This is a genomic window from Bacillus sp. F19, assembly GCA_023823795.1.
Taxonomy (GTDB): domain Bacteria; phylum Bacillota; class Bacilli; order Bacillales; family Bacillaceae; genus Bacillus_P.
This window is the reverse complement of the sequence record CP085710.1, coordinates 4,741,634-4,754,583: the sequence shown is the minus strand read 5'-3', so window position 1 is coordinate 4,754,583 and position 12,950 is coordinate 4,741,634. Positions and strand designations below refer to the sequence as shown.

The 12,950-nt window shown below is 39.9% G+C and carries 10 protein-coding genes; 9 read left to right on the top strand and 1 reads right to left on the bottom strand.

Annotation, left to right across the window (positions count from 1 at the left end; translation table 11 throughout):
* Positions 1-237: 237 nt before the first annotated feature.
* From LIT25_24495 to wecB, 9 genes are all read left to right on the top strand, one after another.
* On the top strand, positions 238-1,245 hold the full coding sequence (locus LIT25_24495; protein USK33625.1) for a methyltransferase domain-containing protein: 1,008 nt from the start codon (positions 238-240) through the stop codon (positions 1,243-1,245).
* Positions 1,245-3,455, top strand: a complete 2,211-nt coding sequence (locus LIT25_24490) for a glycosyltransferase (GenBank protein USK33624.1) — start codon at positions 1,245-1,247, stop codon at positions 3,453-3,455. Before LIT25_24495 ends, LIT25_24490 begins: the two co-directional genes overlap by 1 nt.
* The gene (locus LIT25_24485; GenBank protein USK33623.1) at positions 3,415-3,891 is read left to right on the top strand and encodes a hypothetical protein; all 477 of its coding nucleotides are present in this window, start codon (positions 3,415-3,417) and stop codon (positions 3,889-3,891) included. The genes LIT25_24490 and LIT25_24485 overlap by 41 nt, the downstream gene beginning before the upstream one ends.
* Positions 3,892-3,935: 44 nt before the next feature.
* Positions 3,936-5,576: a glycosyltransferase family 4 protein gene (locus LIT25_24480; protein USK33622.1), complete on the top strand. Its 1,641-nt coding sequence runs from the start codon at positions 3,936-3,938 to the stop codon at positions 5,574-5,576.
* Positions 5,577-5,659: 83 nt separating this feature from the next.
* On the top strand, positions 5,660-6,919 hold the full coding sequence (locus tag LIT25_24475; protein USK33621.1) for a nucleotide sugar dehydrogenase: 1,260 nt from the start codon (positions 5,660-5,662) through the stop codon (positions 6,917-6,919).
* 558 nt (positions 6,920-7,477) lie between these two features.
* Positions 7,478-8,257 carry an ABC transporter permease gene (locus LIT25_24470; GenBank protein USK33620.1) on the top strand — a complete coding sequence of 260 codons (780 nt, stop codon included), beginning with the start codon at positions 7,478-7,480 and terminating at the stop codon, positions 8,255-8,257.
* Positions 8,258-8,989 (top strand): ABC transporter ATP-binding protein, encoded by a 732-nt coding sequence (locus LIT25_24465; protein ID USK33619.1) that lies wholly within the window; start codon positions 8,258-8,260, stop codon positions 8,987-8,989. It begins immediately after the preceding gene.
* Complete coding sequence (locus LIT25_24460) at positions 8,989-10,206, top strand: glycosyltransferase (GenBank protein USK33618.1); 1,218 nt, start codon at positions 8,989-8,991, stop codon at positions 10,204-10,206. The genes LIT25_24465 and LIT25_24460 overlap by 1 nt, the downstream gene beginning before the upstream one ends.
* A 149-nt stretch (positions 10,207-10,355) precedes the next feature.
* Positions 10,356-11,501 (top strand): UDP-N-acetylglucosamine 2-epimerase (non-hydrolyzing), encoded by a 1,146-nt coding sequence (gene wecB / locus LIT25_24455; protein ID USK33617.1) that lies wholly within the window; start codon positions 10,356-10,358, stop codon positions 11,499-11,501.
* 181 nt (positions 11,502-11,682) lie between these two features.
* Here the strand turns inward: wecB and LIT25_24450 are convergent, their stop codons facing one another.
* The gene (locus tag LIT25_24450; protein ID USK33616.1) at positions 11,683-12,915 is read right to left on the bottom strand and encodes a glycosyltransferase family 4 protein; all 1,233 of its coding nucleotides are present in this window, start codon (positions 12,913-12,915) and stop codon (positions 11,683-11,685) included.
* Positions 12,916-12,950: the final 35 nt, after the last annotated feature.

Below are 12,950 nucleotides of genomic sequence, written 5' to 3'. Positions count from 1 at the left end.
AAACTTTTGTTACCATAAAAGTTTGGGTAGCTGTTTCCATCATCCATATTTTACAATATCTTTAAACAATCTTCGTTTTTGATTGCGGGCTTTTTTTTATGGTTGTTAACGAAAGACAATTTTCGATATAATAAGTAGGGCCTTACAGAATACATAGAATAAATCTGCAAAAACTACAATCAAAGAGAATGGAAATTACGTCATTGCCATTTCACATAGCTAATTGGAGGAGTTTCTTTGAGTAAACTTATTATAGATCGTGTTAATGAAGCATATTATGGAGCTTTAGGAACAGATTTCAGCAAGAAAACAAGAGAGCGCATAAATTGGATTGTTACACATGTCTTAGGCAGCAAAGTGCTTGATATTGGTTGCTCACAGGGTATAAATGCCATACTATTAGGTCGGGAAGGCAAAAAAGTAGATGGAATCGATATCTCACATGAGTCAGTAGAATATGCAAAAACAGAGCTTGGTAAAGAACATCCGTCTGTACAAGACTCCGTTTCATTTAAAGTTTCTAACTTTATGACAGATCAGGACATAGACACAAATTACGATACGATTTTGCTTACTGAAGTTCTTGAACATATCAGTGACCCTGATTCCTTTTTGAAAAAAACGATGTCGCATTTAAAGCCGGGCGGAAGATTAATCGTAACCGTTCCTTTTGGCATTAATGATTTCATAGATCATAAACGTACTTATTATTACTCATTATTAGCTGAACAATTAGGTGCTCATTTCAAAATTGAATCCTTTGAGTATTTGGGCAGGTGGACAGGTGTAATTTGCACAGCTGTTCAAGAAAATAATCAATCTTTTTATACAGCAGAAAACACGAAGCAATTAGAGCAGGGATTTTATTGGCTGGAAAGAGATTATATGCAGCGCATCGGAACGCTTGCTGGTCAAGCTGCGAAAAATGAAAAAGAACTAAAAGAAATACAAAAAGTGAAAAAATCATCTGAAAAAATAGAAGTGTTATACGAAGACCTTAATAGGCAAATCGCTGAAAAGGATGAATACATCCGTCAGCTGCAAATTGAAACGGTCGAGGTGCTTAACCGTGAAGAAGAAGCATTGAAAGCTGCACTCGCCTATTCAAACAAAATTGAAGATCTGAACAGAAAAGTAACGAATCTGGAGCATCGCTATAATGTTCTGAGAAAATCCCGATTTGGCAGAGTTCAATTAAAGTATTGGGAATTAAAGAAAAAAATAGCCGGAAGAGGTAAGAAATAATGCTTAAAGTGGAAATACTCAAACGTTTAGAGAAAGTCCGACTAACACGAGCTATGAAAATGGGGTATGACATTGAAGAGGAACATGTCCGGAAGAATGACAAGCCTCTTTATGATAAAGGCATCAGCATTATTTTGCCTACCTACAAAGGTGAAAATGTCATTGTTAAATGCTTAAAATCCCTGGCTGATCAGACCCTTGATGCTTCATTATTTGAAGTCATTGTTGTTATCAACGGAGAAAAAGACCGCACGGAAGACCTGATCAATCAGCTGATTTCTGAAAGAAATCTGACAAACATCCGTGTCATTACAATGGATGAAGCAGGAGCATCAATAGCACGAAACAAAGGAATTTCACTTGCTTCACGTGAATACTGCACATTCCTTGATGATGACGATTATCTGTCAGAGAATTTTCTAGAAGACATGTACAAGCAGGCAAAGCCGAATTCCGTGGTGATTTCTCAAATTTTTAACGTTGAGCCAGACGGGAATGTACAATCTTCCAATCCAATTAATCGTCAGATTTTAAAATCCGTCATCAGCAAGCAAAGTCCTTTCATGAAGCTTCATACAGTCTTAACGATTAACGCATGTAAGCTGATTCCGACTTTATTTGTGCAAAAGTACAAGTTTGATGAGAGTCTGCAAAGCGGCGAAGACGTTGTATTCTTCTCGGAGCTCCTTATTAAAAATGACTTGGAATTTATTGTAGCGCCAATAACCAAAAAGGCAGTCTATTACAGAACGCTTAGAGAAAACTCAATCTCCAGACAAGCTATGACGTTTGACTTTAATGTAAGACAGCGTGCAGATGTTATTGCGAAACTGAATGAACTTCTGCAGATTCCTGATCTTTTGCATGGAAAACGCGATTTCGTCGAGCGTAAAATAAACGCACAAAGTTCGTTCATTGTAAAATACTATGAACAGCATAAAGATGAATACGACCGGATTATTGAAGAAGTTTCATCCAAAAGACTGACTTACTTCCCTTATCATCTCCTTAACAAGGACAAGGTAGAACAATTGGTCGTTTCTTATTGCTTCCCGCCTTATAACGACACAGCCGGAAACGTTATGGCGAAACGTATGAGGGAAGCAGGCAAGGTATCTGATGTTATCTATAATACGATGGACAAAGTCCGCACAAGAAATACATCATTGAACCAAATGGTGGATGATTTAATTCATACAAGGCTTCCAATCAATTCACCTTCAAGCTTTTCTCACTGGGCCCATATAAAAACGTTTGTAGACATGGGCATGAAAGGCGCAAACGAATTGGTTGAGAAAAATGGTGTTCATAAGCAGGTCTTCAGCCGTGCAATGTGGGCTGCCTCCCACTTTTTAGCGTATGAATACAAAAAGAAATATCCGCAAACGAAGTGGATTGCTGAGTTTTCAGATCCTTTGATCTATGACATTGAAGCGAAGAAACGTCTTGTTGATATCACAGATCAGGGGTATTTAAAACAGCTGGAAGCAGATGTGAAAAAAGCTGGATACCCTTCACCAAACGACAGCAGTTTGTTCGTATGGTGTGAATACCTTCCGTATATCTTTGCGGATGAATTAATTTTCACCAACAAAAATCAGTATCAATATATGATGGACATGTTCCCGATTGAGGAAATCAAGCCAATCATCAAGCAAAAAGCGGTCATAGAGCCGCATCCGACACTGCCTGAACGTTATTATCATATGGAGGAGTTTAATTATCCTCTGCTTTCGGATGACCATGTAAATGTTGCCTACTTCGGTAATTTTTACAGCAAGAGAAACTTGAACGATTTGTTCTCAGGGTTAAAAGAAGCGAACGAGGATACACAGCGCAAGGTGCTTATCCATGTATTTACCGCTAAACCTACAGAACTAGAGGATCAGCTGAAAAATGATCCGCTTGAAGATTCCATTATTGTCAATGGCTTTGTCGACTTCTATACGTTCCTGAACCTATGCACAAAATTTGACTGCTTAGTTGTTAATGACTCAACTACGAAAGACAACAAGCCTATAAATCCTTACCTGCCTTCAAAACTTAGTGATTATAAAGGCAGCGGCACTGATATTTGGGGTGTGTATGAAGAAGGAAGTATTTTAGGCCAAAGTGACGGCATTACCTACTTATCACCTCTTGACGATGCAAAAGCAGCTGCAGGCGTTTTTGAAAAAATGGTTTCAAAAAAATTTCCCAGGCGCAGCTGACAATGAAGTCAGCAATATAGTGCCTAAGACCGGGGTTGTTTTTGAAAGGAGCTGGATGAAAACGATGGAGACAGCGAATCATCAGATGACGGGCACAGATAAAGACGAATGTGAACGATTAAGCAAGTTAGCAGACCGTCTGATTCAAGATAAGAAGGAAATGGAAAAAGAATTCAAGGAAATTCTGGCAGCAATTGCCGATGACATTGAATCCCGCGAAAACCTGGGTCAGCTCATCAGTAAACAGAAAGCTGCAAGTTTAACGGCAACTGGTATATCCATTGAAACGATTTCAGCAGGTCAGGAAGAGCAGAAAAAGCTTTTAGAACAAAAAGACCGGACAATAAATGAGCTCAGAACGAAATTGACAAGACTGCAAAATTCCAAACTTGGAAAATTACAATTGAAATATTGGGAACTGAAACGCAGAAAATAGAGGTAAGTCTCAAATTTTTTATTTGAGGACGGGAGGGGACAGTCTTGATAACAAAAGAGCCGGTTAAAACGGATTCCTTTTTTGATAAATGGCCCAAAAAAACAACGTCAAGCTTTGATGTACAGATAGAGGGCAGTGACCGTCTGGATATTAAGATCACTCAGCTTAAGAAAGACGCCAATCCGATCATCCTTTACTACGATAAAAGTAATAAAGTTGACCGCAGCTTGAACGCTGAGTACACGTATATTGCCAAAATTGACGGAAAAACGTACAGCGGCGTGCAGGTACAGCAGGTTATCGTCGGTTATGACAAAGATAACAATAAGGTGTATGTTCAGTACAATCCATTAGGCAGTGAAATGAACCTGAGCTTTCCGAAAAATGTAGCCAGCTATTCATTGGGACTTAGGCTTTCAGGAACCGGAGAAGCAGTGATTACGGATTTTTCTGTTATTGCCTACAATGTTCCGACTGAAGAAAGCCAGAAGGAATTGTTTTTGAGATATCCTGAGGCGGATTACCTGATTGTGACAAATGTTTATCCTGAAAAGAACACGTATTACCAAAACATGTTCGTGCATAAACGGGTGCTTGCGTATAAAGAAAGCGGAATTAATGCAGCCATTTACCGGCTGAATACGTCACCTGCAAGTATTGCTCATTATGTATATGATGGTGTACCTGTCTTTATAGGCGGGGAAGAAGCGCTTACGAACCTTTTAAATGCAAAGCCCTACAAGAAAGTATTATTTCACTTCATAAATGAAAGAATGTACAGAGCTGTCAGAAAGTCAAAAGCCCGTTATACTCCGAAGCTTATCTGGGTTCACGGGTTCGAAACGACGAAATGGTACCGCCGCTGGTTTAATTTCTACCAAAGCACCAAAGAAATACGCAATAGCCTTGAGTATGCAAAAAGGAACCAGGAGCAGCTTGACTTTATGGCGGATCTTTATACGACAAATGATGACGATATTAAATTTATCTTCGTCTCAAAATGGTACAAAGAAAATGTTGCTGAAAAAGATACAAATACGATCATTAAAAACTACAGCATCATCCACAATGCAATTGATGATGAATTGTTTAATTATGTAGAGAAACCGGAAGAGCAAAGAAAACGGATTTTAACAATCAGGCCGTTTGCTTCAAGGACGTATGCGAATGATTTGACCGTAAAAGCCATTCTTGTGTTAAAAGACAAGCCGTTTTTTAATGATCTTACCTTTGACATCTACGGGCAGGGACCGTTATTTAATGAAGTGGTAGAGCCAATCAGAGACATCCCAAATGTTCATCTTCATAACTATTTCTTATCTCAGCAGGAAATAGCTGAACAGCATAAGTCACATGGCATCTTTTTGAGCCCGTCCAGAATGGACTCTCAAGGTGTTTCCCTTGGAGAGGCGATGTCGAGCGGATTGGTGCCTGTAACATCCGGTGTATATGCCATTCCTGAATTCATAGATGATTCTTGCGGGTTTTTAGCTGAAGGCGAGGATTATATGGGTCTAGCCGAAGCCATTGAATACCTTTATTATCATCCGAAAGCATTTTTGCAAAAATCCGAAGAAGCTGCACATATCGTCAGGTATCAATGCGGAAAAAACAAAATGATTCAGGCAGAACTTAAAGAAATAACAGAAACGAAATATGAGAAAGTTCTCTTAGAGCAGCGGTAACTCAAATCATTGACATGCTGTTTTCAAAGCTGTACTGTTGTATGAGAGAAATTTTTTGAACAACCAACTGGAGGAGAATTCACATGAAGATCGCAACACTTGGTCTTGGTTATATTGGACTGCCAACTTCTATAATGTTTGCAAAGCATGGCGTTAGCGTGCTTGGTGTAGATGTTCAGCAGCAAGTAGTTGATTCATTAAACCAGGGCAAAATTCATATCGAAGAGCCTGGACTGCAGGATGCATTAGAAGAGGTTATGGCATCCGGCAAATTCAAGGCGGCAACGAAACCTGAAAAAGCAGATGTATTCATTATTGCTGTTCCAACTCCAAATAAAGATGATCAATATAGATCTGTAGATTTAAAATATGTTTTAAGCGCTGTTGAAATGATGATTCCTTACTTGGAAAAAAACAACACTGTTATTGTTGAATCAACAATCGCTCCGCGTACAACGGACGATCATGTAAAACCGCTGCTTGAAAAACACGGCTTTACGATCGGGGAAGATATCTTCTTAGTACATTGCCCAGAGCGCGTGCTTCCTGGACAAATTATGCACGAATTAATTCACAATAACCGCATCATCGGCGGTGTGACAGAAGCTTGTAAAAAAGCCGGAGCAAAAGTATACAGCACTTTTGTTGAAGGCGAGCTTATTTTAACAGATGCAAAAACAGCGGAAATGTCCAAGCTTATGGAAAATACATTCCGTGACGTAAACATTTCACTTGCAAATGAGCTTGTGAAAATCTGTACCGAGCTTGATATCAATGCACTTGATGTAATCGAAATGGCCAACAAGCATCCCCGTGTAAACCTTCATCACCCTGGACCGGGCGTTGGCGGACATTGCTTAGCTGTTGACCCGTATTTCATCGTTGCTGAAGCTCCTGAACAGGCGAAGCTTATCTATCAGGCACGTGATATCAACGTTTCGATGCCTTCATTTGTTGTAGAAAACGTATCTAAAATGCTTGGCGGCTTAGATGATAAAAAAATCACTGTATTCGGTCTGACATACAAAGGAAACGTAGACGACATTCGTGAAAGTCCTGCAATGGATATCTACCAGCAGTTAAAAATGGCTGGTGCAAACGAAGTGATCGCTTACGACCCGCATGTTCAAAAAGATTGGGTAGAAAAAGACCTTAAAGCAGCAGTTAACCATTCTGATCTTGTTTTAGTTCTGACAGACCACAACGAATTCAAATCAGTCGAAGCAGCTGACTTTGCAGGCATGAAAACAAAGAGAATTTTTGACACGAAAAACATTGTAAAAGAGTGCCCGGAAGAGATCACGTATATCAACTTCGGAAACCTTTATAAATTTGTAAAGTAAGTCAAACTTGAATCCAATGGACCATATTCGTTTATGGTCTTTTTTTATTCTGCTGTAAGGTTTTGGGCTGCGAAATTTAGGGGTAATCTAGACAGATAAAATAAAGGGAAATCCTTTTAGCTGGTGTTGGTCTTGCGCTAGAAAAGACAATTTTAGCCTGTTAAGGAGCTTTCTGTGGTTACCGGATTTTGCGGCTTGAGCAGTTACGGGGTAACATCCGGTTACTTTGGTTACCCTAGTTTTGTTTTGAGCGGTTATGGGGTAACATACGCTCTCAATGGTTACCCAATTCGGGGTTTTGAGTTACTTGGGGCATCATACGCTCTCAATGGTTATCCGATTCTGGGTTTAGAGCTTCGTTGGGGAATCATGAGGTATCATCCAGAGCTTTTAGCGCACTATCGGGCAGACAATAATTTCCATAGAGTACAGCGGGTTCCTATTCTGCGATTTCAATTCATGTCAATCCTTTTACAATTTGGAGTAAAACTTGAAAGGTGATTTAAGTAAGTATATTATTATTAAGGTGCAACATTTTGCTAGTTAGGAGAACATCTTATGCTATTAGATACAATAAAAACCATAAAAAACAATAAAGATTTAATATATCACTTGACTACTTCAGACTTTAAAGCGAATAACTCAAGGACATATTTTGGTTTTCTATGGTGGATTCTGGATCCGATTTTTTATATGGCAATTTTCTACTTATTAGTCGTTGTCATACTAGATAGAGGCACGCCAGATTATCCAGTCGTCATCTTTACTGGTTTAATTCCTCTGAAATTTTTCACTGCTGCTCTAGTAGATGGAACGAACTCCATTTCCTCCAAAGGGAATATTCTGCAGCAGGTGTATGTACCGAAAATTATTTTCATATTGGTTCGCTTGCTTGTTAACTGTATTAAATATTTGATAAGTGTAGTCGTTCTCTTTTTGTTTTTGGCTATTTACGGTATCGACTTTACGTGGTACGTACTGTATTTCCCGCTCATCTTTGTCCTGAATGCGTTTTGTTTATTAGGGGGTATGATTTTCTTGGCACATCTTGGTGTCTTTATCCGCGATGTGAAAAACATGATGCAGTATATTACAAGGACTATGATGTATCTGTCCCCTGTATTGTTTGAATTGAATACCGTTCCGGAAAAATTAATTCCGCTGCTTTATCTGAATCCTTTAACGGTTTTTATAGAATCATATCGGGACATTCTGGTGTATGGAAAACCTCCAGAGTTCATGCCGCTGGCTATCTTAACCATTCTTTCAATGGCCGTTTTATATTTAGGCATCCGTTTGCTGAACAAAAATGAAAAAGAATATGCTAAGGTGATTTAATTGAGTGAAAATATAATTGAAGTAAAAGATCTTTGGGTTTCGTACCCGGAGCATACAGAAAAACCATTTAAAAAACTAATCAGTGTTCATAAAAAAGAGGACCGGTTCTGGGCGCTGAAAGGCCTGAACTTCGAAGTGAAAAAAGGCGAGGTTCTTGGCGTAATCGGCCGAAACGGTTCTGGTAAAAGTACACTCTTAAAGCTGCTCAGCGGCCTGATTTCTCCAGATAAAGGCGAGTTCAGCATCATGGACGAGGAGCATCCAGTTCTTCTTTCATTGGGAGCGGGATTTCAGCCTGAGCTGCCGGGGATCGAGAATATCTATCTGAATGGCCTCCTTTTAGGTCATAAAAAGAAAACGATTGATGAAAAAATCGATGATATTATAGAATTCTCCGAGCTTGGCGATTTTATCTATAAACCTGTCCGTACGTATTCTGCAGGAATGAAATCAAGACTCGCTTTTGCTACTGCTATTTCGCTTGATCCTGAAATTCTTCTCATCGATGAAGTTTTAGGAGTAGGCGACACGGCTTTTCAGCTAAAATGCCGTGAAGCAATTATGGAGAAAATCAAACAAGAAAGAACGGTTATTCTTGTAACCCACTCATCGAATCTAGTAAGAGCGATCTGTGACCGTGTTGTCTGGATTCACCTTGGCGAGCAAAAGGCTGTTGGAGAAACAGGCCCGATCGTCAAGGAATATGATGAGTTTATGAAAAAGGCAAGATAATGAATATTCTCATGCTGCTGTATAAGGATATTCCTTATGATGCGAGAGTAAAAAGAGAGGCCTTGGCATTAGCTGATGCAGGACATGCCGTATACTTAGCCTGCGTCAGAGAATTCCAGGAGCCTGCTCCTTTTTTACATAAAAACATTCACTTGGTTCGGATTGACATTACAGTTAAAAGCATGAAAGCAACTATGTCTAAAGGGAATGCCGGCGGTCAAACAAGACAATCAGCAGTAAAAAAGCTGATCGTCCGCACAGCCAGACTGCCGATTGTTAAAATTCCTAAAGACTACCTTGCCTACTATGAATTTTATAAAAAGGTCAAAGCGAATTTAAAAGATGTCTTGATTGATGCCGTTCATTGTCATGATTTAAATACGCTGTGGCAGGGGCACATGCTCTCAAATGATCTCTCTGCAAAGCTAATCTATGATTCACATGAAATCTTTAACGAGATGGCCGGGCGAAATCAGCTCGACCGCATTGTAGGATACAGAATGGAAAAACGGCTTTTTCAAAAGATAGACTATCTTATTACTGTGAATCCTTATCTGAGAGATTATCTATTTGAAAAAAACGGTGAAAAACCATGTGTGCTCATTCAAAATATTCCTCTTTTTCACAAGGATTTCCTGAATCAGGATAAGCAAATTGACTGGGATTATAGGTTTAAGGAAGAAGATACGATTCTGCTCTATCAAGGCGGATTTTCTCCGTACCGGGGACTCGAATTGATCATTGAGGCGATGGCTAAGCTTCCTGAAACCTTTAAACTTGTGATGATTGGTTCGGGTATTTTGAAAGAAGAGCTGGTCAGCCGTACTCAATCTCTTGGACTGTCAGACCGGGTCTTTTTTCACGATCAGGTATCTTCTGAGGATTTAATTCATTATACAGCGAAGGCTGACATCGGCCTTGTGATGTATGAGAAGGTTTCTAAGAACAATTATTATTCAACGCCTAATAAAATCTTTGAATACCTTCAGGCAGGCGTTCCTGCTGTTTCTTCCAATCATCCCGGCAAGTCTGTCATTATTGGCGAGTACAAAACCGGCGTGCTGGCAGAGGAAACTCCGGAAGGCATTGTAAATGGCATTATGGAGATTATGAATCAATATTCTTACTATCAGCAAAACTGCCTGCTTGCCAGAGAGGTTTTAACTTGGGATGCAGAAAGTAAAAAGCTGATACAGATGTATGACAATTTATCGTAGTGGTGTGGGGTTAAAGCACCACATCTTTTTTATAAATATTTAATTAAAATGAAATGAAATTCTAATAATAAAGAAAAATACTCTTTTTCAGGCACGTGATATAATAAGACTAGCTGCATAAATTGGACTATAAAAGGAGTTACGTATATATGGATCGCAAATTAAAAGTCATGACTATTTTCGGTACAAGACCTGAAGCCATTAAAATGGCACCGCTTGTGCTTGAACTTGAAAAGTATCCGGATGAAATTGATTCAATCGTTACTGTAACTGCCCAGCATCGCCAAATGCTTGATCAGGTATTGGAATTATTTGAAGTGACTCCAGATCATGATCTGAACATTATGAAGGACCGCCAGACGCTGACAGGTGTAACAACAAAGGCGCTCGAAGGCTTAGATGAAGTGATGAAGGAAATTAAGCCTGATCTTGTACTGGTTCATGGCGATACAACGACAACGTTTGTTGCAAGCTTAGCTGCATTTTATAATCAAATTGCTGTCGGGCATGTAGAAGCAGGACTAAGAACATGGAACAAATACTCTCCATTCCCTGAAGAGGTTAATCGTCAAATTACAGGTGTGATTGCAGATCTTCATTTTGCTCCAACGGACAAAGCGGAGGCCAATCTGCTTCAGGAAAATAAAAAAGGCGAGACGATTTACATAACAGGCAACACTGCGATTGATGCTTTAAAAACAACTGTTAAGGATTCCTATACTCATGAGGTGCTTGAAAAGGTAGGATCTGACCGCATGATTCTATTAACAGCTCACCGCCGCGAGAACTTAGGGGAGCCGATGAGAAACATGTTCCGTGCGATTAAACGCCTGATCACAGAGCATAATGATGTACAGGTAGTTTATCCTGTCCATTTAAATCCGGCTGTTCGTGAAATAGCGGATGAAATCCTTGGCAATGATCCTAGAATTCATTTAATCGAACCGCTTGGCGTTTATGATTTCCATAACTTCGCTTCTAAGGCTCATATTATCCTTACAGATTCAGGCGGCGTACAGGAAGAAGCGCCATCTCTTGGAGTGCCTGTTCTTGTCTTGCGGGACACAACAGAGCGCCCTGAAGGAATTGAAGCAGGAACATTGAAGCTTGCAGGTACTGATGAGGAAACGATCTATAAGCTTGCTTACGAGCTGCTTAACAATAAAGAACGCTATGAAGAGATGTCGAAAGCCTCTAATCCATATGGAGACGGAGAAGCTTCCAGACGTATCGTGGAAGCCATTCTGCACTATTTCAAAAAGCGTGATGAAAAGCCTGATCCTTTCCAAGTATAATAAGAAAAGCGGAACCGCCCGTTTAGCTCCGACAGACAGATAAGGATCCGGCAGAAAAGTCCAGGTTTGACTTTTTTGGCGGATCCGTTCTGGCCGAGGAGTTGGGCGGTGGAGCTGGACAAGTAAAGCGCAAAACTTTATATTTCTTTTAAATCAAAAAAAAAACGACCTGATGCTGAAATCAGGTCGTCTTTTTTATGCGGCTGATGCTTTGAGATTCAATGTAGTCTTGCAGGGCTTGAGAAAGCTCTGCTGCCTGTGTTTCTCTATTAAAAGATTGAAGAAGATGGTGACGCAGGTTTTTCTTCATTTCTTTAATTGTTTCAGGCTGGCTTTGGGCGAGCTTGAGTACACGGATAAAGTCTTCCGGATTCTCTGGTTCAAATGTGAAGCCGGCATGATTTTTCTCAACGATCTCTCTGGCTTCACCCTCAACACCGATCAGTACCGGCAGTGAAACCGCCATATAATCGAACACCTTGGATGGAATGGTGATTTCGAATAATGGGTGCTTTTTTAAACTGACAATGCCAAGATCAGCGCTGTCGTAGTAGGAAGCCAATTCTTCTTTTCTTTTGCTGTCGAGAAAGAGCACGTTGGTTAACTCATTTGCTTTCACTTGTTCCATTAAAGCTTCTTTTTCAACACCTTCACCTATGAACATAAAGCAGACAGAAGGGTCACCCTTCAGCTTTACCGCAGCTGTTATGATGGTCTGAAGACCTTGCGCTGCCCCAATATTGCCTGTATAAAGAACGAGGAATTTATCTTCGATCCCGTATTCCGTTTTCACATCGTTCCTTTTTATAACAGGTTTTAAGGTATTTGGATTCACTCCGTTTGGAATGACGATGATCTTTTCTGCTGAAATACCCAGGTCTATCAGACGATCTTTGTAGCCGTGAGTGACGACAACGATCAGATCCGCTTTTTTATAAATGAAATTCTCAAGCTTTCTGGCGAGATTCAGTAATTTTTTGTTTTTAAATTGGCCTAAAATTTCAGCGAAGTCTACCCATAAATCACGGACTTCAAAAACGAACTTTGTTCTATGAATGCGGCTCAGCACATACCCGGTAACCCCTTGAAAGAGCTGGGGGGAGGTTGCATAAACAATATCCGGTTTTTTAACGAACAAGCCGCTGAAGATGCTTGAGCACATGAATGACAAGTAGTTGGCTAAACGCCGGATTGAGCTTTTTTTAGTATCACGTATGCGAAAAGAGCGATAAACGGAAAGCTTGTTCACCTTCTCTTTGCTGTACAATTTAGAAGTTGACTCATGATTTGGAAAGGCCGTAAGCACATGCAGATCATGCCCTAAGTTTGAAAGATTCGTACTCAAATCAAAGGCACGGCCTTGTGCTGCACCAATTTCAGGCGGAAAGTGCTGTGTTATATAAACGATTTTCATAGTGATCCCTTTCTATTAAAAATTAGGATATGTCA

What these genes read in the sequence shown, in the direction of transcription:
- LIT25_24490 (USK33624.1), top strand. Translation starts at nt 1,245, where the DNA reads ATGCTTAAAGTGGAAATACTCAAACGTTTAGAGAAAGTCCGACTAACA.
- wecB (USK33617.1), top strand. Translation starts at nt 10,356, where the DNA reads ATGGATCGCAAATTAAAAGTCATGACTATTTTCGGTACAAGACCTGAA.
- LIT25_24450 (USK33616.1), bottom strand. Translation starts at nt 12,915, where the DNA reads ATGAAAATCGTTTATATAACACAGCACTTTCCGCCTGAAATTGGTGCA.
- LIT25_24470 (USK33620.1), top strand. Translation starts at nt 7,478, where the DNA reads ATGCTATTAGATACAATAAAAACCATAAAAAACAATAAAGATTTAATA.
- LIT25_24475 (USK33621.1), top strand. Translation starts at nt 5,660, where the DNA reads ATGAAGATCGCAACACTTGGTCTTGGTTATATTGGACTGCCAACTTCT.
- LIT25_24460 (USK33618.1), top strand. Translation starts at nt 8,989, where the DNA reads ATGAATATTCTCATGCTGCTGTATAAGGATATTCCTTATGATGCGAGA.